Consider the following 26604-nt stretch of genomic DNA (forward strand, 5'->3'; position numbering starts at 1 on the left):
TTTTTTTATACATATAGCCTTTCCGTTAATTTAGCCCTATGGTTATTAATTATCGCCACAACTTTATCAATCTTTTCGGTCAGGGCAACCACGAGGTCGCCGTCACCTGCAATTTCAAGCGCATGCTTTACCGCATGCTCCTCTTCAGATATTACGGTATAAGGTATATTCTTTTCGGCTAACCCCTCCAGTATCATATCTATAATGTGCTGCTCGGTGTTGCCGCGCAGGCTTTGTTCCTGCCTTATGATAACATGGTCAAACATGCGGCTGGCAATTTGCGCGCACAGTTTTATATCCTGGTCGCGGCGGTCGCCTATGCCTGATATTATCCCTATTTTGCGGTTAGCGTGTTGTGTTTTAAGGTACTCTTCCATTGCGCTGTAGCCGTGTGGATTGTGGGCGTAGTCTACCAGTACGTTCAGGCTGCCTACCTCAAAGCGGTTCATCCTGCCGGGGGTATTTTCATATCCCGGTACAAAACTTTGCAGGCCGCTGTTAATCTGCTCCGGCCTAAAACCATATACGTATGCTGCCAGCGCGGCAGCAAGCGCGTTAGCCACCATAAATTTTATCCTTCCGTTATCGGTAAGGGGCACGTTGCCTACGTGGGCAACCGTTACCGATTTTCCGTTACTTTTTATAACAAGGTTGCCATTTTGTAATACCGCAACGGTATGGCCTTTTTCGTAGTACCTGCATACTTCTTTATTATCGTGGTCGAGGCAAAAAAAGGCAACATTACAATCAAGCTCACGCGCTATGCGGTTGCAGTAGCTGTTTTCGGCATTTAGTACCGCCCAGCCGGTGCGTTTTACACTGCGGGCCACCACCGCCTTAACCTTACAAAGGTCGTCCAGCGTATGGATGTCGCTTAATCCCAGGTGGTCTTCCTCTATATTCGTTATTATGGCTACATCACAGTTATCAAAGGCAAGCCCGGAGCGCAGTATGCCCCCGCGTGCCGTTTCGAGCACGGCAAAGTTTACCGTAGGGTCTTTTAGTATAAATTCTGCGCTGTTAGGGCCGGTAGTATCGCCGGATTTTGCAAGCCGGTTGTTTACATAAATACCGTCGGTGGTGGTAAAGCCGGTGGTATAGCCGCTGCTTTGGGCTATATGCGCCATAAGCCGCGTTGTGGTTGTTTTGCCGTTAGTGCCTGTTATGGCAACGATAGGAATGCGTGGCTGGCTGCCTTCCGGGAAGAGCATGTCTACCACAGGTTTCGCCACATTGCGCGGTGTGCCTTCGCTGGGCGCAAAATGCATCCTGAAGCCCGGCGCCGCGTTTACCTCTATAACCGCGCCCCTTATGTCTTGTAAGGGTTTTTCAAGGGTTTCGGCAACAATGTCTATCCCGCATATATCCAGGCCTATGACGCCTGCTATGCGTTCGGCTGTTACTATATTGTCCGGGTGCACCCTGTCGGTAACATCTATAGATGAGCCGCCGGTACTAAGGTTTGCGGTAGATTTAAGGTATACCACTTCTCCGGCAGGCGGAATGCTGTCCATCCTGTAGCCCTGTTTTAGCAGTAAGGCATCGCTATCGGGGCCGGTTTTAATTTTGGTAAGCACATTTTCATGGCCGTTACCGCGCCGGGTGTCCATATTGGTAACGTCTACCAGGGCCTTGATAGTATCAATGCCATTGCCTGTTACATGGGCCGGCACGCGCTTGCTTGCAGCTACAAACTTGTTATTAATAACCAGCACGCGGTAATCAAACCCGGTAATAAACTGCTCTGCCACTATCTTATGGCTGTGCTGCTGCGCCGTGTTGAGCGCTGCGGCAGCTTCGTCCCAATTGGCAACATTTGTAGTTACGCCCCGCCCGTGGTTGCCGTTAAGTGGTTTTAAAACAATGGGGAAACCTATTTTTTCTACAATCGGCTTCAGGCTGTCAAGGTCGGTACAGGTGCCGCCCATAGGCACGGGAACGGCCGCTGCACCCAGGAGTTCTTTAGTGCGGTGCTTGTCGCTCGCTATATTTGCGGCAAGTACATTTGTTTTGCAGGTCATGGTTGCCTGAAAGCGCATCTGGTTAGCGCCATAGCCCAGCTGTACCATGCTGTCTGTACCCAGCCTAAAGTACGGGATGCCGCGTTTTACCGCTTCGTCTACAATGCTTTTAGTGCTGGGTCCAAGGCAGTTTGCGGCGCAAATGCTTTTTAGCTTTTGTATATCTTCATCAAGGTTATAATCGGTGTTTTCAGCTACGGCCCGTGCAATGCGTACCGCGGCTTTTGCGGCATAGATGCCTGCTTCCTCATCGGTATAAGAAAACACTACGTTGTACACCCCTGTTTCTTTAACGGAGCGTGTGCGGCCATAGCCGGTATCCATACCTGCAAGGGTTTGCAGCTCTAAGGCTATGTGTTCTATTACGTGGCCTATCCAGGTGCCCTGCTCTACACGGTTAAAAAAGCCTCCGTGGTTGTGCTCTGAGCAGCGGTGGTAGTGTAATGACGGCAGTATTGTTTGCAGCCTTTCTTTAAACCCGGGAATCTTATTGGTGGGCAGCTGCTCATATTCGCCTATATCCAGGCGCATTTGTATCAGCTTTTTGCGGTAGTTGCTCCAGATATTTGGCCCTCTCAGGACCTGGATTTTGAGGATTTCCATGCTGTGTAGTTTATTGGTTGCTATATGCAGCGGTAGGCTAACTTTACCACAAAGTAAGTAAGCAAACGTATAATAACCATATACCTTAAGAAAATTTTAGCTGTAAATATTAGGTTAAATAACCATGAATAAAGTGGTATTGGTAAGCCAAGGTAAGCTGTTCTAGATGTTAGCTTGTTTCAGGGGCGTTGCAGCATAATAAAAAAGGCTGCCTTATTGGGGCAGCCTCTTTATGTAAGTAAGAATAAATATATTGTTTTTATAGACGTATCGTTATTTTTTAACCTGGTTTACTATAGCAGCAAACGCTTCAGGGTGGTTAGCGGCTAAGTCGGCCAGAACCTTACGGTTTAGCTCTATACCTGCACCTTTAACGTTACCCATAAACTGAGAGTAGCTTAGGCCGTGCTGACGGGCACCAGCGTTGATACGCATAATCCATAGTGCACGGAAGTTCCTCTTTTTTTGTTTGCGGTCGCGGTACGCATAAACCATTGCTTTTTCTACCGCGTTTTTGGCTACTGTCCAAACGTTTTTACGTCTTCCAAAGAAACCTTTGGCTTGCTTAAGAACCCTTTTTCTACGGGCCCTGGAAGCAACTGAATTTACTGATCTTGGCATAATCTTGAATTGTTTTTGTAGCAGGCGCCCCTAATTTTATACTTTGGCGGGAACTTAAAAGCCATACTCCAGGGTTATTAATTTTTTTAACCGCAACAGCTATTTAGCGTAGGCCTAATTGCTGTTGAACGCTTTTCTCATCCGTTTTGTGAACAAGGGTAGCGTGTGTAAGGGCTAGCTTACGCTTTGTTGATTTTTTTGTCAGGATGTGACTCTTGAAAGCGTGCTTCCTCTTGATTTTTCCTGAACCAGTTAGCTTGAATCGCTTCTTAGCACTGGATTTAGTTTTCATTTTAGGCATTTTCTTGCTTTATTTTAATTTATCTTACTTACAATTTGGTCTTAAAGTCGAAAGCCATAAAGTCAAAAGTCCTTCGCCAAATAGGCTTTAAGACTTTTGACTTTAAGACTTTCAACTATTTCGCTTTTTTCTTAGGCGCGATGAACATAATCATCCTTTTACCTTCAAGCACCGGCATGGCTTCAACTTTGCCCCACTCCTCAAGGTCGGTAGCAAGCTTAAGCAGCAATATCTGGCCTTGTTCTTTGTAGATGATACTACGGCCTTTAAAAAATACAAACGCCTTTAGCTTAGATCCTTCTTTAAGGAACTTCTCTGCGTTCTTTCTTTTAAAGTCATAGTCGTGCTCATCGGTTTGCGGGCCGAAGCGTATTTCTTTTACCGTAATTTGTGTAGACTTGGCCTTAAGCATCTTGTCGCGCTTTTTCTGCTCGTACAAGAACTTTTTATAGTCCATAATCTTACACACGGGCGGTTCTGCATTAGGAGAGATCTCCACAAGATCTAACTCCTGCTGTTCTGCCCACTGCATGGCCTGTGATGTTTTATAAACACCCGGCTCTATGTTCTCGCCCACAAGCCTTACTTCTGGTACGCGGATGGCATTGTTAGTACGGTGCGCATCTTTTTTTTCTACTCGGGGCTGGTAGCCCCTGTTGTTCCTTATAGCTATGGCTGTAAAATTTTTAAGTTAAACTTAGAATGGTTTTAATGTTTTATCTATCTCCTGCTGCACCAGTGCAGCAAATTCTTCAATAGTCATCGTCTGGTTGCTCTTACCGGCATCGCCATGGCGGCGCACCGATATTGTGCCGTTTTTCTCTTCCTCTTCACCTACAATAAGCATAAACGGTACTTTTTGTACTTCGGCTTCACGGATTTTCTTGCCTATCGTCTCGCTTCTGTTGTCAATCTGGGCGCGAATTTCGTGATTTTCGAGCAAATCTAAAACTTTTTTAGCATAATTTTCATATTTCTCGCTCAAAGACAATATGATAGCCTGCTCCGGCATTAACCAAAGCGGGAAATTACCTGCTGTATTTTCAATAAGTATCGCCACGAAACGCTCCATAGAACCAAACGGCGCACGGTGAATCATCACCGGCCTGTGCAGCTCATTGTCAGCGCCTTTGTAGGTAAGCTCAAATCGTTCGGGCAGGTTGTAGTCTACCTGTATGGTACCCAGCTGCCACTGGCGGCCCAGGGCATCTTTAACCATAAAGTCGAGCTTAGGGCCATAAAATGCCGCCTCGCCATACTCTACCACGGTGTTAAGGCCTTTGTCCTTCGCCGCGTTGATGATGGCATTCTCAGCCTTCTCCCAGTTTTCATCAGAGCCGATGTACTTGTCGTGGTTTTCCTGGTCGCGGAGCGATATCTGCGCGCTAAAGTTCTCAAAGCCAAGCGAACCGAATACATACAGTACCAGGTCGATTACTTTTTTGAACTCCTCATCAAGCTGGTCTGGCGTACAGAATATGTGCGCATCATCCTGGGTAAAGCCACGCACGCGTGTTAGTCCGTGAAGTTCGCCACTCTGCTCGTAACGGTATACGGTGCCAAACTCGGCATAACGCTTCGGCAGGTCTTTGTATGACCATGGGCGTGTATTATAAATTTCGCAGTGGTGCGGGCAGTTCATCGGCTTTAATAAAAACTCCTCACCTTCGTTAGGGGTTTTAATGGGCTGAAAACTGTCGGCGCCATACTTAGCGTAGTGGCCACTGGTAACATATAGTTCTTTTTGCCCTATGTGCGGTGTAACCACCTGCTCGTATCCGGCTTTCTTTTGTGCTTTTTTAAGAAACTGCTCCAGGCGGTCGCGCAGGGCGGCACCCTTTGGCAGCCATAACGGAAGGCCTTGCCCCACTTTCTGTGAGAAAGCAAACAACTCCAGCTCCTTGCCCAGCTTGCGGTGGTCGCGGCGCTTTGCCTCTTCCAATAGCTCCAGGTATTCGGTAAGGTCTTTCTGTTTTGGGAAAGAGATGCCGTATACGCGGGTAAGCTGCTTGTTCTTTTCGTCGCCGCGCCAGTAGGCACCGGCCACGCTCATTATCTTGAACGCCTTTATAACGCCGGTATTGGGCAGGTGCCCGCCGCGGCAAAGGTCGGTAAAGGTTGCGTGGTCGCAGAATGTTATGGTACCGTCTTCAAGGTTCTCGATAAGCTCGGTCTTGTAGGGGTTTTCTTCTGCTTTGTAAAATTCAAGTGCTTCAGCTTTTGTAGCACTACGCATGGTGAACTCGTGTTTTCCGCGGGCTATTTCGAGTACTTTATCCTCAATGGCCTTAAAATCTTTATCGGTAACGTTGTGGCCGTTAAAGTCTACATCATAGTAAAAACCGTTATCAATAGCGGGGCCTATGGTAAGCTTAATGCCGGGGTACAGCTCCTGGAGGGCCTGCGCCATAACGTGGCTGGTAGAGTGCCAAAAGGCTTTTTTGCCCTCTTTGTCGTTCCAGGTATAGAGTACAAGAGCACCGTCGGTCGTCAGGGGTGTTTTGGTTTCAACTGTTGTACCATTAAAGGCAGCGGAAATTACATTCCTTGCAAGTCCTTCACTAATGCTCATGGCAACATCATAGGGAGTAACCCCCGCGTCGAAATTTTTAACCGAACCGTCCGGCAGCGTAATGTGTATCATTTTAATATTAAAAAATTATAGTGTGCAAAGATAGGGATTTTTAGTTGGTATTGCGTGGATGCGTTGATTTGTTAATTTGTTTTTTTTGGAGGGGAAAGAGGGGAACACTGATGACACAGATTTGAGGGATTTTTGCTGGTTTTGGGTGGGGGTGGGGCTGACTGGCGGGAGTGTCGCGCTCGTACCGGTTAAGTTAGGCAAGGATTGAGACGTTTGGTTTTGAGAGGTATTATTTTACAGTTCAATTTCTAGTTGTAATGCTAATTGACATAAAGCAATTCCATTTAAATACCAAATTCCCATATCTTTTGCATATTTTTTTGCGTCTGAATGAAAATCAGAAGTTGTCCAAAATGCAATTACCGTTGGCTGCAGAACACCTAGTTGTTCGCTCCTTGATCTTTTTAATTCAAAACCAAAATTTAATGATGCTCCAACAAATTCTCTTAATTCTTTTAACTTTACGTGATTACCATCAATATATCGTTTTGCCTGACCAATAACTAAAATGCGGGATCCTATTGTGGACGGTGCTGATAGTTTGTTTATTGATATATTGGTTGAATAGAAATCAATACCACCATCACTCGGACCTCCCGACACTATAGTATTCCCACCAAGGCCATCTAATATTTTTTTACAGAAAAATTCGAAATTGTCTGAAGTATCTTTTTGCAAAAGTCGTAGCAAGTGAATTTCAGGTTTATCTAAAAATTTGATGTAATAATTTTCATTATCATCTTCAATAATAAAATTTATACTAATACCATCATTAAAATTATCTGTTTTTTTAATAAATAATTCATTTGCTAGATCCTCTATACACCGAATATCTAGATAGTCCCAAATCTCTTCATCTGAAGGCGTAGGGAATTTTATTCGACAAATTTGGAAGGCCACATTTTCCAATTTATCAAACTCTAAATTATTACCTTTTTCAACGATAAGATTTGCTATGTACTGAGGTTGCGGGAACTTCATTTCAACAACTTGTCTCTATCTTCTATAACTATTTTAATTCTATCTTTCAGTTTAATCAAGGATTCCATTTCTTCAGGAGTCATTTTTTTCAGTGCATCGGCAGAAAGATTTGTTAAAATTGAGTCTGCTTTGATAATTGTTGGGTGCCAATCTTCTGGATGATCTGCCTCATATCTTGCTCTTGCACGTAGTAACGTTCCATTAGGGGATCTAAAAACTGATAATGCAGTTTCATCGTTAAGTATGGGGCCTAACTCACGAATACTTTTTGCCTCGGGTAATTTTGGATCCTGTAAATTTCCTTCATCATCTTGTTCGCCAACCATCCATGAATACATTTCACGCAAGCGAGCATAATTTTTAAACTTACGATCATTATCATCCCATTCTAACCAAAGTCTGACCTCTGGTTTTTTGAATATTTCTTCAAAATAACTATACATTTTTGGTTCAGAGTATTCTCCAAACTCTTCGTCATTTTTCATTTGTTCTAATGCCAAAAATGAACGCCATAAAGAATTAGCTCCACGTGTGGATAGTCCTAAGCTTTGTGCGGCTTCTTGCGGACTTGCACCCGATTCACGTAAAATAAAAACAGCGCGGGCTTTTTGATAAGGACCCCATTCTTTTATACCGGAAACATGGCGAAGACCTGGTAAAATCCAAATTGCTGAATCTGGTGCCTTATCTTGATCTAAAAGTAGAACTTCTAATTCTTTGAAATTTTCTAATTGATCTTCATTAAAAGTTTCTTTTGCGGAATTATGAAGATCTATTAACCATTTTAAAGCACTTACCCTTCTGTTTCCCTCTACTACTACATATTTCTTTTGTGATGGATCTGGATTATTTCTCCATTCTCTAACAACAATTTTATCCATGGGTAAGAATCCAATGGTTTTGATTGTATCTCTCAATTCTGATACCTCAAATTTATCAGATTTCATCTTATCAAAAGCATCCTTTTGAATTTTGGATTCAGCGAATCTGGTTTCAGGAATTAAATCTATCGAGTCACCTAATTCAGCGAAGCGAGGATTGTTTGGGTCAAGTAATATCTGATCAATATTTATAATTATTTTTGAAAGATACTTAGCAAGGTTTTCCATTTTTTTTAGTTTAAAAGAACCAAATGTAAATGTATACTTTTAAATTAAAGATAAAAGATTTCTCCACAAAAAAAAACTCCCGCCAATTGGCAGGAGTCCTCATTATAAAAACTGTTTTATTATTGCTTAATTACCCTGGTGGCAGTGTGCCTGCCGGTTAGGGTGGTTATTTGCAGCAGGTAAGTACCCGCGGCAAGCATTTCTACGTTAACTTTAACTTCGGTACCTGTAGTGTTCTGGTCAAGTACTTTTTGCCCCATCAGGTTAAAAACAGCCACACCGGCTATCCCTTCAGCTGAAGTTACGGTAAGTACCGCGGCCACAGGGTTAGGGTACACCCTCACGTTGTTTAAGCTAAACGTATCGGTAGCCAGTACTTGTGTAGCAGTTACTTCAAAGTAATCGCTTTCGCAACCGTTCATGGTTTGGGTAGCATAATAGGTTTCGCCATCAACTAATACCGTAGTAACAGGAACGCTAACCAGCTCATCGTCAACCATTACATACCAGCTAATTCCGGTAGTATTTGACAGGGTTAAGTCTGCAACGGTTTCACCTTCAGTAAAGTCCTGTGTGGCGTCGCCTATAGGCATTGCAGGAACAGCATTAATGGTAACGGCCACGGTTAGCGAATTGCTTTCGCATGTACCAAGGGTTTGGGTAGCGTAATAGTTACCCGCAACAAGTACGGCTGAATTACTAAGCGTTGTACCATTGCTGGTTAACGACCAGTTGATTGTAGCACCGCCTGAAGCAGTAGCAGATAAATCGGCTACGGTAGCGCCCGCACAAAACGACTGGGTCGTATCTGCTGTAGGTATTGCAGGGGTAGCGTTAATGGTAACGGCTACGGTTAGGGCATTGCTTTCGCAGGTACCAAGGGTTTGCGTAGCGTAGTAGTTACCCGCAACAAGTACAGCTGAATTACTAAGCGTTGAACCGTTAGAGGTTAACGACCAGTTTACAGTCGCGCCTCCTGAAGCAGTAGCAGATAAATCGGCTACGGTAGCGCCCGCACAAAACGACTGGGTCGTGTCTGCTGTAGGTATCGCCGGTGTAGCGTTAATGGTAACGGCTACAGTTATGGCATTACTTTCGCAGGTACCAAGGGTTTGCGTAGCATAATAGTTACCCGCAACAAGTACGGCTGAATTACTTAGCGTCGCGCCATTGCTGGTTAACGACCAGTTTACTGTAGCGCCGCCTGAAGCAGTAGCAGATAAATCGGCTACGGTAGCGCCCGCACAAAACGACTGGGTCGTATCTGCTGTAGGTATTGAAGGAACAGCGTTAATAGTAACAGCTACTGTTAGGGAATTACTTTCGCATGTACCAAGGGTTTGGGTAGCGTAGTAGTTAACTGCAACAAGTACGGCTGAATTACTAAGCGTTGCACCATTGCTGGTTAACGACCAGTTTACTGTCGCGCCTCCCGAAGCAGTAGCTGATAAATCGGCTACGGTAGCACCAGCACAAAACGACTGGGTCGTATCTGCGGTAGGTATTGAAGGAACAGCGTTAATGGTAACGGTAACGCCCACACGTATGCTTTCGCAGGTATCTACCGTTTGTGTTACATAATAGGTGCCGCTGGCGAGTGCCGTTGTGCCGCTTAGCGCGGTAGCCGAAGTGGGTGTAGCATACCAGTTAAAGGTAGCTCCCGTAGTTCCGGTGGCGATTAATTGTGCAACCGTGCCCGACTGGCAAAAGTTCTGTGCCGTAACCGACGGTGCCACAGGTGCTGTGCAGGGAGGTTCTACCGTGCCACAGCCCGGGGTCATTACGGCGTTTACCGACATGGTGGTTAGCGAACCGTTTATGGTTAGCGCCCTGCCTGAAAGTATTGTACCTGTATTAAGTATCAGCGCGCCGGCGTTTACAAGCGTACCCTTAAATTCAGAATAATCGTTTATGTTTACCGCCCCGGTTACTTTCCAGAACACATTTTTTGCCTGTGCCCCGTTTACCAGCAGGATTTTTGCATAGGTACTTGTGGTAAGTGCGCCATTTATCTGGATTACAAAAATGCCATTGGCGTTGTCCTGGGCATCCAGGATAAGGTTATTGGTAAGCACGGTTTCTGCATTCAGCAAATAAGTGTGCGGGGTTAAAACCAAATCATTACCCAGCTGTGCCGGATATAATAACTGAATGTCAAAAGGCAGCGTGTTAAGGGCTGTGTACAGTTCGCCCAGGTCGGCAGCGGCTTCGGCGGTAGAGGTATCGGCAGTAGAGTGGATGGTGCCTGTTACATTTAAATCGTCGTAGCCGGTGGTTAAGCCTCCGTTAGTACCTATATCGCCTGTTACATACGATACGCCGGTGTTAGACACCTGGCCTGTGGCCGAAAATAGGGTATAGCAGGCTACTGTGCCCAGCGCCGGGGCAGCCGGGCCGGTAAGCAACGGGCTACCACAGCCTACAGGAGTATATACTAACACTTCGTTAACCGTAATAGCGCCTGTGGTAGATAAGGCCCTGCCTTCAAGCTCTACGCCCGAACCCAGTACAATAGCCGCGTTATTAGCTATAATGGTACCTTTTATCGAAGTGCCCGTAGCCAGGCTTACAAGGCCTTCAACCTTCCAGAATACATTACACGCCTGGGCGTTATTGCTAAGCACCACCTGCGATGCCGCGCTGCTTGAAAAAGCGCCTTCAATTTGTATGATAAAAACGGCGTTAGCGTTTCCCTGTGCGTTTAGGGTAAGAGTACCGTCTAAGGTGGCACTTCCGGCAACGGAGTAAATACCGGCGTTGAGCGATTGCCCGTTACCTAAAAGCGGTGCGGGGAAAAGCGTGGGCGTGGCGGCATCAAGCTGGTTGTATGCTATAAGTAAGTCAGTTGCAGCAGCTACGCTTGCGCCATTACTATCATTCATAACGCCGTTAACATTGCCAAAGGCCGTGCTCGATCCGTTATTTGTTCCCACATTTCCGGTCAGGTGAGACAGCCCGGTATTGCTTATGGCGCCATTTGAAGAGAAAAGTGCAAATTCTGCCGTTGTGCCCAAAGCAGGGGCCTGCGAAAAACCGGTATTAGGCAGTGCCACTACTGCAATCCCGGTTAAAATAAACAATAAAGTTCGTTTCATATATAGATGAATTAACTGCAACGGTGTGTTGCATGGGGTAAAGGTGCTGCTTAAGTTTCCCATTACATTCCCAATTAACAATTACCTATATAATAAATTGGCAATAAAGCTAAATTGTAACTATTTTTTTGTTATAATTTAACTATTTTATTTACTATTTAACTTCTAAAACGTTGTAGTGAAAGCATTTTTTAAATGTTGAGGTTTGGAGTGGAGAGAGTTTGATGTTTTTTTTGGAATGCGGATGAGGCGGATACTGGACAGTCGCTGATTGATGCGGATGTAAGCAGGAGTGAAGCTATTCCCCTCTTGAGGGGTGCCCGCAGGGTAGGGTGGTTTTTATGGAACTCGGATGATGCGGATGCTGCACAGTCGCGGACTGAAGTGGATTTTTTAGCGCAGGAGTGAGACTACTGGTGCGAGCATCTTGCTCGTATTGTTAATTGAGCGGGACGCTAGCGGCAGTGTGATAAATCTCTGTAAATTTATGAGTCATTTTATTTTATTAAATTCATATAGCATAAAATTATATAAATTGGATACAGCTTTAAAAATGAAAAAAATAAAATTTAAAATGAATGTAATCAGGAAAAATCGATAAACTATGATCAATAGTGCAGTTAAAGTAACATGATAATCTATATTTTCAAAATCTAATATATATAAACTCAAATCCAAATCGTTCAATTTTGGATATAAAGAGCCCAATACAACAAATACTATCGACAATAATGCCACCAAAATTGAGTAAGATAATGAGAACATAAAAAGCTTCAAGTAATTCTTGATTTGCAATTTTTTCGATAATTCTAATTCTGTGTCAAACTCTTTAGTTTCAATATCTTTGAATTTATCAGGTATTTTAATAAGTACACCAAACATTAAACCAGAAAATAAAGATAACAACGTCCCAATAATTTTTGGGTCTTCAAAAAGTTTTGTTCTATTATAGTAAACTATAATTAGACTTATTAATGGTATAAAAAAGTTGACACAGATATAACTTACACATAGTTTATTTACTCTACCATTTATGTCTATGTAAAGTGATTTTTGGGCATTACGATATATTTTGAATATTTGTATCATTCGATTTCCTGAACTCTGGGCTCAGTATTTACTATTTCTGATAAAAGATTGTCGCAAAAAACTTTCAATTCGTCAAAGTTAGGAACTCCATATGGACTAATTGAAATTCTATTATGCAGATATATTCTTGGCATAATATCACCAGTTCCATCTAGTTCAAAAGTTGCATCTCGTTTAGTCTGACGATTCTTCAAGGTAATTTTTTTGCCATCGAAATCTTCAAGTTTTTTATTATTAAATTCTTTTGATAGAAAAGGTGTAAGAAGAGAATTTAAAAACTGTGTCCCAAAAGTACTTCTTACAGGTGTTATTTTTACCTCTATTTTGTATTCCTCGTTTATAGAAACAAAGCTTGCTGATTCGTCAATTTCCCTAGAGAGTAGCTTCTCTGTAAATTTTAATTCTTTGACTTTTGCTCCGTGCTTAAATTCATCTTTTATGCTTTGTGGTAAATAAGGGTCAAAATTTGGCATGTTGTAGTCAGGGTCATGTTTGAAAAGTCCTTTAAAGATATAATTGAAAAATTCGTGTCTTATGCTATCTTGTTGATAAACTTGAAACATTATGTATCCTCTATCAGAATTCAAGGGAATGTGTATATAAAAGAAGTATTTATCATTAATAACATTTCCGTCAAGTGCATTTTCATCATTTTTATCAGAAAGCTTTCTTCTTGTTTTACCTTCACCTAAAGGCCCGCCATCTAATATTCCGAATATTGTTTGATTATTTGAATTAAAACTGGTTTCGTTATTGGTATTGATTAAAGTGAATGCTTTGTTTTTAATTTGTTTGTATTCAGTATCCAAAGTTGTAACTAGTGCCCGGAAAAAAGCTATAAATAAGTTTTCATTTGATGTGTTGTTTGGAACTGAAAGTACTTTAAGAAACAAATCTCTGAATGTTATATTCCCTGCATAATTTCTCCCGGGATTTAAGTTAAACTTATAGACCTCTAATTTTACGTTTTCGGGTTTGTTCATAAAAAATAATATAGTATATGGTTAATCGTTAAATTTAGCTATATTTTCGTTAGATTTCAATACCCATTAATAGGTATTTTCTATAATGGCTTTATCCGACCACAAAATTACAACCCATTCCCACACCGAGTACTGAAGCCATTCTTTCAGTACAACCCATCCAAAAATTGCGTATGCGCTGCTCGTTAAAGAACATCTTCCACACAAAAAGTGGACTATTGTGTAAGACGAGATTTTTAATTGCTGAAAATCAATGCTTTTACTTTTGGCATATGTGAAGCAAATTTGTGGAATTGTAAAGCAAAATGTGAAAGATATACCCATATATTGTAAGAAAAATAATTCAAGAATTATTTTCTCCACAATTCATCCCTAAAATTCTACAGTTGGGTAATTCGTTTTTTCAAAGGCGTGATTTTGTGCGCAACTTTGTGCTATCAAAATAGAACAACAAACCTTTAAAATTTAAAAGTATGATACGCATTATTACAACAGCATTTTTATTCATCTGCGGCTTCTTAAGTGCTCAGAACCAGTATGAAACGGGTATGAACAAAGCCTTTGGCCTGTGGGGCGAAGACAAGCCGGCAGAGGCTTCGGCACTGTTTGAGCGCATTGCCTCGGTAGAGAAAACCAACTGGCTTCCAGGTTATTACGTGGCACTGGTTAACACCACCGAAGCTTTTAAGACTAAAGACAAAGAGAAGATAACGGCACTGCTTACCAAAGCGCAAACCGCTCAGGATAATGCAGTTATGATTTCGCCAAACAACGCCGAACTGTATGTAATGCAGGCCATGATTTATACCGCCTGGATTGTATATGACCCCATGACAAACGGCATGAAATATGGCGCTAAAGTTAACGAGCAATATGCAAAAGCCCTCGCGTTATCGCCTGATAATCCGCGTGCTGTGTTTTGCAAAGCAGAATATGACATGGGTTCGGCGAAGTATTTTGGCTCAGATACCAAGCCAATTTGCGCCCAGGCAGAACGTTCTTTGACGCTTTTTGCTAACTTTAAGCCGGAAACGCCATACAGCCCAAAATGGGGCCTGGACCGCGCCGAGCAAATGGTGGCTGAATGTAAGAAATAGTAATCAGTTGGCAGTGGTCAGTGTGCAGTAAATCAGTAGGTTATTGGCAGTAAGCCGTAAAAGTATATGAAAAAACCAAATGTATTAAAAGAATTTTTCAGGGCCGTAGGGCTTGGGTTGGTAATCTTTATGGTGCTGTATATCATTGCGTTAGCAGGCGGCAGGCCACTGGGCTGGAACGACGACCTTATACGCCAGTTCCTGTATGTAATGCTCTACACCATACTGCTTCATATGGGTAATATGCTGGTTTTCATGCTGATGGACCACATTTTTAAGGGTGTGCGCATGTCGGCTAAACGGTTGATAGCCGGATTTTTAAGTTCGTTCTTAGTATCGCTGCTTATTGTATTCCTGCTGCGCGTTTTTGAAGATGTGGCCATGGAAGGCGAAACGTTTACGCAGTTTATTGAAGAAGAGCGTATTAGCAACTATTATGTTGCCATGATTATCACGCTGATTATTACTTTTTCGCTGCACCTGTTCCATTTCTATAAAAAGTACCAGGAAAACCGGGTTAAGCAGCAAAAGATTATAGCGGGAACGGCTTCGGCTAAGTTTGAAACCCTTAAGAACCAGATAGATCCGCACTTTTTGTTTAACAGCCTTAACGTGCTGAGTTCGCTGATTGAGGAGAACCCCGATAGCGCCCAGCGTTTTACTACGTCGCTGAGCAAAGTGTACCGTTATGTGCTGGAACAGAAGGACAAAGAGCTGGTAAGCGTAGAAGAAGAACTGGCCTTTGCCAAGACCTATATGAACCTGCTCAAGATGCGCTTTGAAAATTCAGTTTTTTATGAAGTGCCTGAAAAAGTATCTAATCCTGAGGCACTTGTGGTACCGCTCTCACTACAGCTGCTGCTGGAAAACACGGTAAAACATAACGTGGTAAGCCAGCAAAGGCCGCTGAAAATCAGGATATTTGAAGAAGACGGTTACCTCGTGGTTCAAAACGATTTCCAGAAGAAGGAGGTACTACAGGACCGGCGGGGTGTGGGGTTGCAAAACATCATCAGCCGCTATGCAATAATCACTAACCGTAAGGTAGTTATAGCGCCTACGGAGCAATTTTTTACAGTAAAATTACCCATGTTAACAAAACAAGTAACCATTATGGAACCGATATATACAGAGGACGAAACACGCTACTACAAAGCACAGAAAAAAGTAGATGAAATAAAGGGTTTTTACGGCAATTTATTTTCGTATGTTATTGTTATTGCAGGGCTTGCAATTTTAAACCTCGCTACAACTCCCGAGCACTGGTGGTTTTTGTACCCGGCGTTTGGCTGGGGACTGGGTGTGGTGCTGCACGGTATGAGCGTGTTTAACTACATGCCTTTCCTGGGCAATAACTGGGAAGAACGCAAAATAAAAGAACTTATGGAGCGGGAGAAGAATAATAAGTGGAAGTAGTAATCAGTGTTCAGTCGCAGTTTGCAGTCAAAGTGCACCTGGCAACAACTAAAGCAAAGAAATCATGGAACATTATAACGAGAGAGAAGCCTACAAAAGGGCAAAAAAGAAAGTAAAGGAAATAAAGGGTTTTTATTATAACCTGTTGTGCTACTGTATTGTTATACCAATACTTATATTTGTAAATTTAAAATTTTCGCCGGAGTTCCAGTGGTTTTGGTTCTCTATGGTAGGGTGGGGCACAGGTGTGTTATTTCACGGGCTGAGCGCCTTTAACGTAGTGCCTTTCCTGGGCTCCGACTGGGAAGACCGCAAGCTGCGGGAGTTTGTGCAAAAAGAAGAAAACAGTTCCACATTTAAAAACCACAAGCAGTATGGAGACTAACAATGAAAAGGTTGACAAAGTAAGTGAAGCCTATGAAAAGATAGAACACCTTAAGGGCTTCTATGTACACTGTATTATCTATGTCACTGTAAACACATGCATTTACCTGGGTTCGCTGCACGGGTTTGGATTGCCCGAGACGTTCTGGAAAATCTCGATTTTTGTAACGCTCGTTTACGCAGGATTGGGCGTTATAGGCCACTGGGCGGGTGTTATAGGCTACCGGTTTATTTTTCCCGAAGCTAAAGAGCGCAGCCTGCTGGAAAAGTTTATAAAACAGGAAGAAGATAAAGGAGTTTAATCATCAGTCAAAATCAACAATAATTATATTAACTATTTAAAATACAGTATTATGGAAAATTCAATCAGCGACCAGCTAAAACTGGAACGGGCACGTAAAAAGGTAAAATCGATAAGAGGTTTTTACAAGCACCTTACGGCCTATGTTATTGTTAACGCAGTATTACTTATTATAAAAGCGGTAAACCTTGAGCCGGGCGAACCTTTCTTTGCTTGGGGTACATTCAGTACTGCGCTGTGGTGGGGCTTAGGGTTGTTCTTTCACGGGTTTGGGGTTTTTGGCACCGACGTATTTTTAGGCTCGGGCTGGGAAGAGCGTAAAATAAAAGAGTATATGGATAAGAACCCGGGCGAGGGCAATACCAAATGGGAGTAGGGGGCTGGCGGTGATTATATCCGCGCCAGTTTAGCTCTGGTTTTGCTTAAAAACTCAGCAGAAATGCCTAAATATGATGCTATATAATGCTGGGCAACACGCTGCGGCAGGGTGGGGTACTGGTCCAGGAACTCCACATATTTATCAAGGGCGGTTTTGCTTATGGTATTTATGAGCCTGTTTTGGGTAACCCACAGGTGGCGCTGCATCAGTATGCGGAACGCCCTTTCAAAACGGGGCGCACGGCGAAAAAGCTCTTCTTTGCTTTCGGGGTTAAACATCAGGAACTCGCAGTCTTCCAGCGTTTCTACAAATAATTTACTGGGCGCCTGCTCAAACACGCTGAACGATATATCGCCCACCCAGCCATCTTCAATAGCAAACTGAAGTATCACCTCAAAACCATTAGGGTCAATGTAATACTTACGCACACAGCCTTTTACCACAAACGCCTCAAAGTTGCACATGTCGCCTTCGTGCAGCATTATGGTCTTTTTAGGCACGGTTTTAAACTCCAGCAGCGAGTTGAGTATTTCAAGCTCCTCGTCAGTAAAATCTACATATCGGCTTATACTTCGGTTTATCTGGGCGTATGGGTTCATAATGTAATGTTTCTTACAAAAATAACAAATTAGATTTTTGGGAACAGGATACTTTTACATTTTACCACACCCGAGGGTGTGGTAAAAATAAAAAAACTACTCCCCCGCCGGTTCCCAAAGCTCTATCTTATTCCCTTCAGGGTCATATATCCAGGCAAATTTACCGTATGATTCTTCCATGCGGTTGTCGTCTACCTTTACGCCGTCTGCTTTTAGCTGTTCGATTAGCTCATCGATCCCCTCCACGCGGAAGTTCATCATAAACTGCTGGCTGTCATTGCCAAAGTAGGTTGTATCTTCCTTAAAGGGGGCAAATACCGTAGGCCCGGCTTCCTGTGCCCATTCCATACCATTAATGCCCAGGTGTTTTTTGTACCATTCTGCCAGCGCCTTGTTGTCTTTAGAGCGGAAAAATAATCCGCCAAATCCCGTTACTTTTGCCATAATTAGTTTATTGTTTGGTTTAAAGTTATTGTTTAGGAAGTAGCCAGCTCTCCCTGTTGTTCATTTCTTTTTTTCTTGAGTATCAGTGCCGCAATAATCGATATTATAATGCCAACGGGCACAATCTCGGTATAGGTAATACCTGCCCTGTAAAATACATTGCCATCATACTGCGCCCTGAACTCTTTCATTTCTGTAGCCTTTGCCTTTATCTGCGTGGCGGTGGCGCCTTCATTTGCCATCGCCTTTAGGGTCGAGGCCGTATATTTTTCCAGGAAATCCGGATTAAAGTATGCATAGTCTATAAGCCATACCACTACATATACTGTAGCCGTAACAAGTGTAATAAGCAAGCCAATTTGCAGGGCCTTACCAAAGGATATAACACCTCCGTTCTGCTTGTCGCGGTAGTTTTTAACAGCCACAAATATCAGAGAAAAGGCTAATATCATAGAGGCAAAGCCTGCCACCATGCCCCAGGCATCTTCGGTACAACCCATTAAAAGAAATCCCGTAAGGCTTACCGCGCCTCCTATGAGGCCGTGAATGATTATACTTTTTGTAAGTGTGCTCATCTGTTTTTGTTTTATGTTGATGGGGCAAATTTGGCAACTTTCCCACACACTTCCCTCATACCAAAGTATGATTTTTAATCGTAGTACTTTAGTATGGTTATGTCTTAATCTATGATAGCCAGCTGTTTGGCTTTTTCTACCGCCTGTGTACGCCTTTTTACGCCGAGTTTTTCATAAATATTGCCTGAATGCGTTTTTACCGTACTGAGCGACACAAAAAGCGTGTCGGCAATCTCGGCGTTGCTCATGCCTTTGCCCATCAGCGCCAGCACCTCGGTTTCGCGCTTGCTCAGGCTGTGTGCCGCCGCCGCGTCTAAATCGGGCGATGGTGCATTGGCTACAAACACTTCCTTTTCCACAATTACGGTTTCTTTTTTTGGTTTAGCCAGTTTCAGCGTTAGCCACACGCCAAGCCCCATAAATATAACTGCGATGAATGCCGTATACACTTCCTGTGCGTTGCTGATAATAAGATAGCGGTACTCCAGCCGCCGCATAAGGAACAGCAGGGCAGCCAGGCTAGCGCCGTATAAAATAACCGATTTATATTTTGAGAATGCCTTTTGCATTAAAGCAAAGGTATAAATATTTTGAAAGCTTGTTACACAGAGATTCTCAGAGGAGCACAGAGATATACAGAGAGAAATAGGCAATACCTTAGGTATGAGAACACAGAGTGTTATGGATACTGTTTCTGCACGGCTCTGTGTTCTTGCGCCGCAAGTGCAACCTCAAATTTTAAACGCTGTGTGTCTCTGTGCTCCTCTGCGAATCTCTGTGGTATAAATCCCGGATTTTATCCACTTATAATAATCCTGCCCTGAATATTGCACCGATAACTTTTACCCCCTAACTTTGTTACACAAACACATTTTATGAAAATAGTTATTTCCCCGGCCAAATCGCTGGATTATGAAACCAAACTGCCGGTGCGCAAGCATACCCAGCCCGCTTTTTTAAAAGAAGCCGAAGTGGTGCATACCGCCGTTAAAGATAAAACACCCGCCCAGTTGAGCAGCCTGATGGATATAAGTGATAACCTGGCGCAGCTCAACTGGACCCGCAACCAGGAGTGGAACACACCCTTTACTACTAAAAACGCCCGCCCCGCTATATATGCCTTTAACGGCGATGTATATATAGGGCTGGATGCTTATACAATCCCTCCCGCGAAAGTGAACAAATTGCAGGACACGTTACGGATACTTAGCGGGCTGTATGGCTTGCTGAAACCGCTTGACCTGATACAGCCCTACCGCCTTGAAATGGGTACGCACCTGCCCGTAGGCGATAACAAAAACCTGTATGAGTTCTGGAAACAAACCGTTACCGATGCGCTTAACGCAGAGCTTAAAGACGGCGAACTCTTTGTAAACCTTGCCAGCCAGGAGTACTTTGGCGCGGTAGATGAAAAGGCTCTGAAAGTACCTGTAATTACCCCGGAGTTTAAAGACTACAAAGATGACAAGCTGCGCATGGTAAGCTTCTTCGCTAAGAAAGCACGCGGCATGATGGTGCGCTACATTATAGACCACAACGTAAAAACGCTTAAGGGGCTTAAAGGCTTTAATTATGAGGGCTATGCGTTTGATGCAAAACTGAGCAAGGGGAATACATTAGTTTTTACACGTTAATCAACCAAAGTACATGCCTTTACTCACTAAAAAGCGAAAACGCCTGCTGTTTATTATAATTTCCTTTTTTATAATTACTGAGCTGGTGCTACGCTGGTGCTTTGGTTTTTGCAATGCAACCCTGTATGTAGCTAGCCCTGATTATGAATACATTGCCGCCCCTAACCAGGACGGTACCCGTTTTGGGAAGCACTACCATATCAACTCGTTTTCGCAGCGTAGCGATGAACCCGATCCCGGTAAGGAAAAAATCCTGGGGTTGGGTGATTCAGTATTATATGGTGGTTCTCCCATCGACCAGGACAGCCTGGCCACTACGCTGTTTACAGCCCGTACCGGGGTACAAATGCTCAATGTATCGGCCGGAAGCTGGGCCCCTGATAATTGCGCGGCTTACCTTAAAAAACAAGGTACCTTTGGCGCAAAAGCCATTATACTTGTAGTTAGCGGGCATGATGCATACGACACTATGAACTTTAAGCCGGTAGTAGGGGTATTGTCATCCTATCCTGAAAAACAATCGGTATTGGCCTGGGGCGAACTGATAAACCGTTATGTAATTTTGCGTTTATTTAAGGGAACTTTTAAGGAGGAAAACGTAACCCAGCCCATAAAGCATAAGGGGAGTATTTTTAATCCCGGCTTTTCTGAGTTAAAAAAAATTGCCCAAAAAGCCGGTATACCATTAATTGTTTATTTGCACCCGGTAAGAATAGAGGTTAGGAAGCACTATAATACTGATGATGCAAAGGAAATTATCACCTGGTGTAACCAAAATAATATTCCGATTGTAAACGGGCTTGATTGCGGTTTTGTTATATCAGATTATCGCGATATAATTCATATGGAGGCCAAAGGGCAAAATAAGCTGGCAGAAGTAATGCAGCAGTATTGCCGGAAAGAAGGAATTGTAAAATAATTACGAATTACGAATTTCAAGGCTTATCCATCCTGCTCAATTCGTAATTCGTAATTGAAAATTCTTAGTTACCCTTAAGTTTCTTCATAAAGTCTTTAAACGCAGGGAAAAACTCCTCAAACAAGGCATTATCCTTATTTTTTAGCAGCACCTCGCCAAACATTTTAAGGCCTATGGCAAACTCTGTGCTTTGGCCCATATCGTTAAACAGGTCTTTGTCCTGCAACATATCTATTGTATTAAACAGGTTGTCGTGGTTGTCAAAAACCACTTCTACACGCCGGTGCAGGTCTTCGCTTTTAGGGCTGTGGATGTGCTCCAGGGTAATCTTGTAATGATTGTAATTTTTATTCAATTTTTTTGATTTTTTTGATGATGAAAAAAAGAAAACCTGCGGTATGTATGTTTCGGCAGGTTTTCCGGTTATATATATAAAGTGGATGTTGTTTTTAAAAAAGCTGTCAGATAATAGCTGTTAGCTTGTTAATGCATCGCGTCGGCCACGTCTATCTTCGTTTTGCCCTCTTTTATAAGCAGTATAAAAGGTATGCAAATGGCGAACAATATGCCCAGGTACATGAATATATCCATATACGCCAGCACGGTGGCCTGTTTCATTACGCCCCCCTGTAGCGCCGCATAAGCTTTTTGCAATGCTTCGTTAGCGGGAAAGCCCTGGGCCATAAAACCTTGCTGTATCTGGTTTAAACGTTGCTGTACGGCATAGTCGGTTACCTGCTCATGGCTTACCAGCGTTACGCGGTGCGCCTGGGTAAAGCGTGTTAAAAACGTACTGATAATGGCTATACCAAATGAACCGCCCAGCTGCCTTAGCATCCCGGTAAAGGCAGCGCCTTCGCCTATGCTCTTGCCTTTAAGCGTACTAAGCGACATGGTGGTTATGGGTACAAACAGCAGCCCTAAGCCAATACCGCGAAGTATGAGCGGCTTAAAGAAATGCTCTACGCCGGTATCGGGTGTCATTACGGCATACATCCACAGGGTAAAACCCACAAAGATGCTAAAGCCGGCCGCAACCATATAGGTTTTCTTCAGGCCACGCTGTATCATCTGGCCTACAAACGGCATCATAAAGGCAGTGGTTAAGGAGCTGGGTATTAGTAAAAGCCCTGCATCAGTAGCCGTCCATCCTAAAATAGACTGGGTATACAGCGGTATAATAAAAGTAGATCCAAACAAGCCAAACCCCATAATAAACGACATAATGGTACCTATGCGCAGGTTACTGTCTTTTAGTACCTTTAGGTTTACTATTGGGTGGTCGTACACACTTTCGCGCCAGATAAAGGCTAACAGGCCAAAAGCGCTCAGTACACTAAGCCCTATAATAAGAGGGTCTTCAAACCAGTCGTCCTGCTGGCCGTGCTCCAGTACAAACTGTAACGAACCAATAAACGCAATAAGGAACAGCATGCCCCACCAGTCTACCTTGTCAGCGCTTAGTTTTTCGCCGTATTTAGGGCTTTTTACATACACAATGGTGAGCATTGTGGCTATTATGCCCAGCGGCACGTTAATGTAAAATATAAAAGGCCAGCTCCAGTTGTCTACAATCCAGCCTCCCAGGGGCGGGCCTAAAGTAGGCCCTACAATAACGCCCATACCATAAATGGCCTGAGCCATGCCGCGTTTTGCTACGGGGTAGCTTTCGGTAATAATGGTTTGTGCTGTTACCAGCAGCGCGCCACCGCCCATACCCTGGAGAAAGCGGAAGGCCACCAGTTCCCAGATGTTTGTGGCATTACCACACAAAAAAGAGGTAACGGTAAACAGGATGATGGATGCGGCAAAATAGTTTCGGCGGCCAAACTGCTGCGAAAGCCAGCTCGTCATGGGTATTACAATTACGTTAGCAATGGCATAGGCTGTAATTACCCAGGCCACATCAGTAAGGGTAGCGCCCAGGCTGCCCCTCATATTATTAAGCGCAACGTTTACAATGGTAGTGTCTACAATTTCAAGCAGGGCACAAAGTACCGCTGTTATGGTTATAATAACCCGCCTGTAACCGTATTCTACCAGGTCGTCACTTATCGGAGATGCTCCTGCCATGTTGTTTTATTTTACGTGTACGTCTACTTCTACGTTCATACCAGAACGAAGCAGCTTCACTTTTTCTTTGTCGTTGTTTTCAGTAAGGGTAATTTTTACAGGAAGCCTTTGCACGGTTTTTACAAAGTTACCGGTAGCATTATCCGGGGGTAGCAGTGAAAAGCGTGCGCCGGTAGCAGGAGAGAATGACGATAGTTCGCCTTCAAATTCCACGCCGGGGAAAGCATCTGCCTCGATAATCACTTTTTGGCCTGCCTTCATTTTTGTTATCTGCGTTTCCTTAAAGTTGGCAATAACCCATGCTGCCTCATCGCTTATAATGTAAAACAGCGCCTGGCCCGGTTGTACCAGCTGCCCCGGCTGGATGTCTACCGTGCTTAGCTGACCGTCTACGGCAGCAGTAACAATAGTATAGCTTTTGTTAAGTTCGGCTGCGGCCAGGGTTGCTTTTGCTTTCTCTATATTGGCTTTTGCCACTTCCGTTTGCGATGCTGATACATTGCTGCGGCTTACGCTGGCGTTACGCTGGCTCTTGCTTGCCTGCTCTGCCTGTTGTAATACCCTAAGGTTCGCTTCGGCTTCCTGCTTGGTGGCCTGTGCCTGCTCAAACTGTTGTTTTGTAATGCTCTTGTTGTTGTACAGGTTCTGGTAACGGGTAAAGTCGTTAGTAGCCCTCCATACGCGCACTTTTGCTGCCTCAATATTACCCTGGCTTGATGCTATGTTAGCATTACTAACCGATACACCTGCTGCCGCGCCGCCCACATCTGCTTTAGCCGCTGCATAGCTGCTTTCTGCCGCCGCAAGTGATGCTTTTGCTTCTTCCACACGCACTACATAGTCTTTGTCATCAATGGTAAACAAGGTATCGCCTTTTTTTACCTGGGCATTGTCTTTAACGTATACTTTAGTGATGTACCCTGATACGCGGGGTATGATAGGGTTCATGTTTTTATCTACCTGGGCGTCATCAGTAGTTTCGTGCGCCTGCGCGTGTATGTACTTATACGTTCCGTAACCGCCGCCTAATACTACAAGGGCGATAAGTATAACAAGGAACTTCTTATTTGTTTTTTTCTTCTCTTCCATGATGGGTTATTTGTTTTGTGTAAGATTAAATGAAGTAGTTAATTTTCCTGAAGCGTTAAGCAGCTCATAAAAACGTTCAGTAATATCTGCTTTGCTAAACGTCTGGTTAAGTTTTGCCTGTAGCTGCTGCACGTCGGCCTCAAGCAGGTCGTTAGTGTCTACAAGGCCGTTATCATACTTGTCTTTTACAATGCGGTAGTTTTCGTCGGCCTGGGTAACAGCTTCGGTATACACCTTGTTTTGCTTTATGGCAAAGTTGTAATTTTCAAGCGCGGTTTTTACCTGCACTTTTACATTCTCGGTCATCAGGTCAAGCTGCTGGTGCGTTTCGTTGCGGCGGCTTTCGGCGGCTTTTATCTTTTTATTGTTTTTCCAGATGCCGGCAATATCATACGATAATCCCACACCTACGTTAGCAGCGTTATATACCTCAACAAAATTCGGTACGTTAATGTACACATACCCGGCAGCCAGAGACAGCGAAGGGTAGTAGCCCGCCCTTGCAATCTTAATCTCATTCTCTGCGGCTTTCTCCTGGTAGCGAATGGCCTCAAGGTCGCTGCGCTGCGCTATGGCATCGGCTTCGGTAACGGCAACCTGTGCATCCTGGTTTTTAAAGTAACCGTTCTCTATGCCTATTTCGGTATTTTCAGGAAGGTGCAGTAATGTTACCAGCTGGTAATTGATGGTTACAACATTCTTTTTAGCCTCTTCAAGGCTTACCTGTATGTTGCTGGCCTGTAACTGCGACTTAAGCAGGTCGTTCCGCGCTATAAGCCCGTTCTCTTCCATGGCAGTAAAGTCCTTCACCCGCTGGTTAGCGCTCTTAAGGTTTTCTTCAATAAGCGTAACCGACTGCTGTGCTTTGTAAAGGTTAGTGTATAAAATCACCGTTTGCAGTGCCAGCTGTTCTTTAGTATAGGCCGCGTTAAAGGTTTGCGCCTTATAGGCATTGTCGCTTGCCGCGATGCTGTTTTTTATTTTACCTCCGGCGAATATGGGCAGGCCGGCATTGGCAAGGCCAAACATGGCGCTGTTTACCGTGGGAGTTGATGAGCCACTACCGGAATCGGTACCATCGGCAGGGGCGCTGCCACCGATATTTTTAAGGTTTATGGTAGGGTCGCTAACACGCAGGTATTGCCCGGTTACGGTAAACGATGGGTAGGCGGTGTTCTTTGCATTGCCAAGTTCCAGTTTCGCCGTTTCTACCCGCGTATCCGCAAGGCTGGCCTCGGTGCTTTTTGTTACGGCCAGGTTTACGGCTTCGTCCAGCGACAGCTGTTGCTTTTGCTGCGCGTGCACGGCGGCACCCGTTACAAGCAGAAGCCCTAAGGGCAGCAGTTGTTTAATTTTCATGTGCTAAAAGCGCTTTAATAGTTTGTTTGATGTGATGTGTTACTTCGGTTTTTACGTAGTGGTCGTACTTCTCTTCGGTGTCCAGGTTCAGCGTTTTTTCAAAGTACAGCCTGTTGGTATGAAAATGTGTAAGGATACCCAATATGGTGGTAGGGATAAGGGTAATGTTTATGTCCTTGCGGAAGATGCCCTTTTCCTGCCCGTCTTCAATAATCTTACAAAAGATGGCCGAGTTTTCTTTTTTTATATCCATAAAAGAATCCATGTTGAGGATCCTTTTTTTGGTAGACAACTCAAAGTGCATAATCTGGTACATGCACTTATTCTGGTTGATACGCGATATATACAGGTCTATTAACCGGTCTACTTTCTGGGTAGGGGAGAGGTCTTCGTTAAAGATGGTTTGCAGCTGCATTTTCATGCCCGATGTACGGTAGATGATGAGCGCTTCCAGCAGTTTTTCTTTCGACCCGAAATAGTAGGATATCATCGCGATATTTACATTAGCCTCCTTAGCTATGGTGCGGATGGAAGCGCCGTCAAACCCATCCTCAGCAAACAGCCTTTCAGCCACCTGCAATATCTCGGTTTGTTTTTCATTAAATTCTATCATGGCGATACTCTTAAATTACATTGCAAAGTTAAACACTTGTTTAAATTAAACGTTTGTTTAAACATATGCTTAACATAATATTAACAGAAAACGGTTGCGTTTGCACTCATAGATAAATTCTATATTGATAAGTTATTTATTTTATAATCAGAATTATGTTAATGTTTATATAAAGTGATAGTTTTAATATTAATATTTGTAATGTGTTTAAAGCGGATGTATTGATTTTGTCATTTTTGGCTCAATATTAATCTACTGTTTTAGTAGAGTATGTA

General features: G+C 43.6%; 25 protein-coding genes. 7 read left to right on the forward strand and 18 right to left on the reverse strand.

Going from position 1 to position 26604, the window contains the following annotated elements:
* Positions 1-5: 5 nt before the first annotated feature.
* The 9 genes from cphA to ACLI09_RS08210 form a co-directional block, all read right to left on the reverse strand.
* Complete coding sequence (cphA, locus tag ACLI09_RS08170) at positions 6-2624, reverse strand: cyanophycin synthetase (protein ID WP_411419115.1); 2619 nt, start codon at positions 2622-2624, stop codon at positions 6-8.
* A 273-nt stretch (positions 2625-2897) separates the two neighbouring features.
* Positions 2898-3245: a 50S ribosomal protein L20 gene (gene rplT / locus ACLI09_RS08175; protein WP_411419116.1), complete on the reverse strand. Its 348-nt coding sequence runs from the start codon at positions 3243-3245 to the stop codon at positions 2898-2900.
* A 103-nt stretch (positions 3246-3348) separates the two neighbouring features.
* Positions 3349-3546 (reverse strand): 50S ribosomal protein L35, encoded by a 198-nt coding sequence (rpmI, locus tag ACLI09_RS08180; RefSeq protein WP_411419117.1) that lies wholly within the window; start codon positions 3544-3546, stop codon positions 3349-3351.
* Between the two features lie 115 nt (positions 3547-3661).
* Complete coding sequence (gene infC, locus ACLI09_RS08185) at positions 3662-4213, reverse strand: translation initiation factor IF-3 (protein WP_411419196.1); 552 nt, start codon at positions 4211-4213, stop codon at positions 3662-3664.
* Positions 4214-4243: 30 nt separating this feature from the next.
* Positions 4244-6190, reverse strand: a complete 1947-nt coding sequence (gene thrS / locus ACLI09_RS08190; RefSeq protein WP_411419118.1) for a threonine--tRNA ligase — start codon at positions 6188-6190, stop codon at positions 4244-4246.
* 234 nt (positions 6191-6424) lie between these two features.
* Positions 6425-7171 (reverse strand): restriction endonuclease, encoded by a 747-nt coding sequence (locus tag ACLI09_RS08195; RefSeq protein WP_411419119.1) that lies wholly within the window; start codon positions 7169-7171, stop codon positions 6425-6427.
* Complete coding sequence (locus ACLI09_RS08200; RefSeq protein WP_411419120.1) at positions 7168-8280, reverse strand: ParB N-terminal domain-containing protein; 1113 nt, start codon at positions 8278-8280, stop codon at positions 7168-7170. Before ACLI09_RS08200 ends, ACLI09_RS08195 begins: the two co-directional genes overlap by 4 nt.
* 119 nt (positions 8281-8399) lie before the next feature.
* Positions 8400-11375 (reverse strand): ice-binding family protein, encoded by a 2976-nt coding sequence (locus ACLI09_RS08205; RefSeq protein WP_411419121.1) that lies wholly within the window; start codon positions 11373-11375, stop codon positions 8400-8402.
* A 1085-nt stretch (positions 11376-12460) separates the two neighbouring features.
* Positions 12461-13447 (reverse strand): hypothetical protein, encoded by a 987-nt coding sequence (locus tag ACLI09_RS08210; RefSeq protein WP_411419122.1) that lies wholly within the window; start codon positions 13445-13447, stop codon positions 12461-12463.
* A 473-nt stretch (positions 13448-13920) separates the two neighbouring features.
* Here ACLI09_RS08210 and ACLI09_RS08215 point away from each other — a divergent pair, with 473 nt between their 5' ends.
* The 5 genes from ACLI09_RS08215 to ACLI09_RS08235 all read left to right on the forward strand — a co-directional run bounded on the left by ACLI09_RS08215 (position 13921) and on the right by ACLI09_RS08235 (position 17021).
* On the forward strand, positions 13921-14544 hold the full coding sequence (locus ACLI09_RS08215) for a hypothetical protein (protein WP_411419123.1): 624 nt from the start codon (positions 13921-13923) through the stop codon (positions 14542-14544).
* Positions 14545-14610: 66 nt separating this feature from the next.
* Positions 14611-15960 carry a 2TM domain-containing protein gene (locus ACLI09_RS08220; protein ID WP_411419124.1) on the forward strand — a complete coding sequence of 450 codons (1350 nt, stop codon included), beginning with the start codon at positions 14611-14613 and terminating at the stop codon, positions 15958-15960.
* A gap of 64 nt (positions 15961-16024) precedes the next feature.
* Positions 16025-16345, forward strand: a complete 321-nt coding sequence (locus ACLI09_RS08225) for a 2TM domain-containing protein (RefSeq protein WP_411419125.1) — start codon at positions 16025-16027, stop codon at positions 16343-16345.
* On the forward strand, positions 16335-16646 hold the full coding sequence (locus ACLI09_RS08230) for a 2TM domain-containing protein (RefSeq protein ID WP_411419126.1): 312 nt from the start codon (positions 16335-16337) through the stop codon (positions 16644-16646). The genes ACLI09_RS08225 and ACLI09_RS08230 overlap by 11 nt, the downstream gene beginning before the upstream one ends.
* A gap of 51 nt (positions 16647-16697) precedes the next feature.
* The gene (locus tag ACLI09_RS08235) at positions 16698-17021 is read left to right on the forward strand and encodes a 2TM domain-containing protein (RefSeq protein WP_411419127.1); all 324 of its coding nucleotides are present in this window, start codon (positions 16698-16700) and stop codon (positions 17019-17021) included.
* Between the two features lie 14 nt (positions 17022-17035).
* Here the strand turns inward: ACLI09_RS08235 and ACLI09_RS08240 are convergent, their stop codons facing one another.
* The 4 genes from ACLI09_RS08240 to ACLI09_RS08255 form a co-directional block, all read right to left on the reverse strand.
* Positions 17036-17623: a Crp/Fnr family transcriptional regulator gene (locus tag ACLI09_RS08240; RefSeq protein ID WP_411419128.1), complete on the reverse strand. Its 588-nt coding sequence runs from the start codon at positions 17621-17623 to the stop codon at positions 17036-17038.
* 96 nt (positions 17624-17719) lie between these two features.
* Complete coding sequence (locus tag ACLI09_RS08245; protein ID WP_411419129.1) at positions 17720-18067, reverse strand: VOC family protein; 348 nt, start codon at positions 18065-18067, stop codon at positions 17720-17722.
* Positions 18068-18099: 32 nt separating this feature from the next.
* Entirely contained in the window at positions 18100-18642 is a 543-nt protein-coding gene (locus ACLI09_RS08250) for a DUF4199 domain-containing protein (RefSeq protein ID WP_411419130.1), read from the reverse strand.
* Between the two features lie 104 nt (positions 18643-18746).
* Entirely contained in the window at positions 18747-19211 is a 465-nt protein-coding gene (locus ACLI09_RS08255; RefSeq protein ID WP_411419131.1) for a response regulator transcription factor, read from the reverse strand.
* 306 nt (positions 19212-19517) lie between these two features.
* On the opposite strand from ACLI09_RS08255, the gene yaaA reads away from it, so the two are divergent.
* On the forward strand, positions 19518-20276 hold the full coding sequence (gene yaaA / locus ACLI09_RS08260; RefSeq protein WP_411419132.1) for a peroxide stress protein YaaA: 759 nt from the start codon (positions 19518-19520) through the stop codon (positions 20274-20276).
* 13 nt (positions 20277-20289) lie between these two features.
* Positions 20290-21195 carry a hypothetical protein gene (locus tag ACLI09_RS08265; RefSeq protein WP_411419133.1) on the forward strand — a complete coding sequence of 302 codons (906 nt, stop codon included), beginning with the start codon at positions 20290-20292 and terminating at the stop codon, positions 21193-21195.
* Between the two features lie 64 nt (positions 21196-21259).
* On the opposite strand, the gene ACLI09_RS08270 is transcribed toward ACLI09_RS08265, so the two are convergent.
* The 5 genes from ACLI09_RS08270 to ACLI09_RS08290 form a co-directional block, all read right to left on the reverse strand.
* Entirely contained in the window at positions 21260-21550 is a 291-nt protein-coding gene (locus tag ACLI09_RS08270) for a DUF3861 domain-containing protein (protein ID WP_411419134.1), read from the reverse strand.
* A gap of 128 nt (positions 21551-21678) precedes the next feature.
* Positions 21679-23268: an MDR family MFS transporter gene (locus ACLI09_RS08275; RefSeq protein WP_411419135.1), complete on the reverse strand. Its 1590-nt coding sequence runs from the start codon at positions 23266-23268 to the stop codon at positions 21679-21681.
* 6 nt (positions 23269-23274) lie between these two features.
* The gene (locus ACLI09_RS08280; protein ID WP_411419136.1) at positions 23275-24357 is read right to left on the reverse strand and encodes an HlyD family secretion protein; all 1083 of its coding nucleotides are present in this window, start codon (positions 24355-24357) and stop codon (positions 23275-23277) included.
* 6 nt (positions 24358-24363) lie between these two features.
* Positions 24364-25716, reverse strand: a complete 1353-nt coding sequence (locus tag ACLI09_RS08285; protein ID WP_411419137.1) for a TolC family protein — start codon at positions 25714-25716, stop codon at positions 24364-24366.
* Positions 25706-26329, reverse strand: coding sequence for a TetR/AcrR family transcriptional regulator (locus ACLI09_RS08290; RefSeq protein WP_411419138.1), 624 nt, complete (start codon positions 26327-26329; stop codon positions 25706-25708). The genes ACLI09_RS08285 and ACLI09_RS08290 overlap by 11 nt, the downstream gene beginning before the upstream one ends.
* Positions 26330-26604: the final 275 nt, after the last annotated feature.

This window comes from Flavobacterium sp. RHBU_24 (assembly GCF_046613695.1).
GTDB lineage: Bacteria > Bacteroidota > Bacteroidia > Flavobacteriales > Flavobacteriaceae > Flavobacterium.

What these genes read in the sequence shown, in the direction of transcription:
- cphA (WP_411419115.1), bottom strand. Translation starts at nt 2,624, where the DNA reads ATGGAAATCCTCAAAATCCAGGTCCTGAGAGGGCCAAATATCTGGAGC.
- rplT (WP_411419116.1), bottom strand. Translation starts at nt 3,245, where the DNA reads ATGCCAAGATCAGTAAATTCAGTTGCTTCCAGGGCCCGTAGAAAAAGG.
- rpmI (WP_411419117.1), bottom strand. Translation starts at nt 3,546, where the DNA reads ATGCCTAAAATGAAAACTAAATCCAGTGCTAAGAAGCGATTCAAGCTA.
- thrS (WP_411419118.1), bottom strand. Translation starts at nt 6,190, where the DNA reads ATGATACACATTACGCTGCCGGACGGTTCGGTTAAAAATTTCGACGCG.
- ACLI09_RS08195 (WP_411419119.1), bottom strand. Translation starts at nt 7,171, where the DNA reads ATGAAGTTCCCGCAACCTCAGTACATAGCAAATCTTATCGTTGAAAAA.
- ACLI09_RS08200 (WP_411419120.1), bottom strand. Translation starts at nt 8,280, where the DNA reads ATGGAAAACCTTGCTAAGTATCTTTCAAAAATAATTATAAATATTGAT.
- ACLI09_RS08205 (WP_411419121.1), bottom strand. Translation starts at nt 11,375, where the DNA reads ATGAAACGAACTTTATTGTTTATTTTAACCGGGATTGCAGTAGTGGCA.
- ACLI09_RS08210 (WP_411419122.1), bottom strand. Translation starts at nt 13,447, where the DNA reads ATGAACAAACCCGAAAACGTAAAATTAGAGGTCTATAAGTTTAACTTA.
- ACLI09_RS08215 (WP_411419123.1), top strand. Translation starts at nt 13,921, where the DNA reads ATGATACGCATTATTACAACAGCATTTTTATTCATCTGCGGCTTCTTA.
- ACLI09_RS08220 (WP_411419124.1), top strand. Translation starts at nt 14,611, where the DNA reads ATGAAAAAACCAAATGTATTAAAAGAATTTTTCAGGGCCGTAGGGCTT.
- ACLI09_RS08225 (WP_411419125.1), top strand. Translation starts at nt 16,025, where the DNA reads ATGGAACATTATAACGAGAGAGAAGCCTACAAAAGGGCAAAAAAGAAA.
- ACLI09_RS08230 (WP_411419126.1), top strand. Translation starts at nt 16,335, where the DNA reads ATGGAGACTAACAATGAAAAGGTTGACAAAGTAAGTGAAGCCTATGAA.
- ACLI09_RS08235 (WP_411419127.1), top strand. Translation starts at nt 16,698, where the DNA reads ATGGAAAATTCAATCAGCGACCAGCTAAAACTGGAACGGGCACGTAAA.
- ACLI09_RS08240 (WP_411419128.1), bottom strand. Translation starts at nt 17,623, where the DNA reads ATGAACCCATACGCCCAGATAAACCGAAGTATAAGCCGATATGTAGAT.
- ACLI09_RS08245 (WP_411419129.1), bottom strand. Translation starts at nt 18,067, where the DNA reads ATGGCAAAAGTAACGGGATTTGGCGGATTATTTTTCCGCTCTAAAGAC.
- ACLI09_RS08250 (WP_411419130.1), bottom strand. Translation starts at nt 18,642, where the DNA reads ATGAGCACACTTACAAAAAGTATAATCATTCACGGCCTCATAGGAGGC.
- ACLI09_RS08255 (WP_411419131.1), bottom strand. Translation starts at nt 19,211, where the DNA reads ATGCAAAAGGCATTCTCAAAATATAAATCGGTTATTTTATACGGCGCT.
- yaaA (WP_411419132.1), top strand. Translation starts at nt 19,518, where the DNA reads ATGAAAATAGTTATTTCCCCGGCCAAATCGCTGGATTATGAAACCAAA.
- ACLI09_RS08265 (WP_411419133.1), top strand. Translation starts at nt 20,290, where the DNA reads ATGCCTTTACTCACTAAAAAGCGAAAACGCCTGCTGTTTATTATAATT.
- ACLI09_RS08275 (WP_411419135.1), bottom strand. Translation starts at nt 23,268, where the DNA reads ATGGCAGGAGCATCTCCGATAAGTGACGACCTGGTAGAATACGGTTAC.
- ACLI09_RS08280 (WP_411419136.1), bottom strand. Translation starts at nt 24,357, where the DNA reads ATGGAAGAGAAGAAAAAAACAAATAAGAAGTTCCTTGTTATACTTATC.
- ACLI09_RS08285 (WP_411419137.1), bottom strand. Translation starts at nt 25,716, where the DNA reads ATGAAAATTAAACAACTGCTGCCCTTAGGGCTTCTGCTTGTAACGGGT.
- ACLI09_RS08290 (WP_411419138.1), bottom strand. Translation starts at nt 26,329, where the DNA reads ATGATAGAATTTAATGAAAAACAAACCGAGATATTGCAGGTGGCTGAA.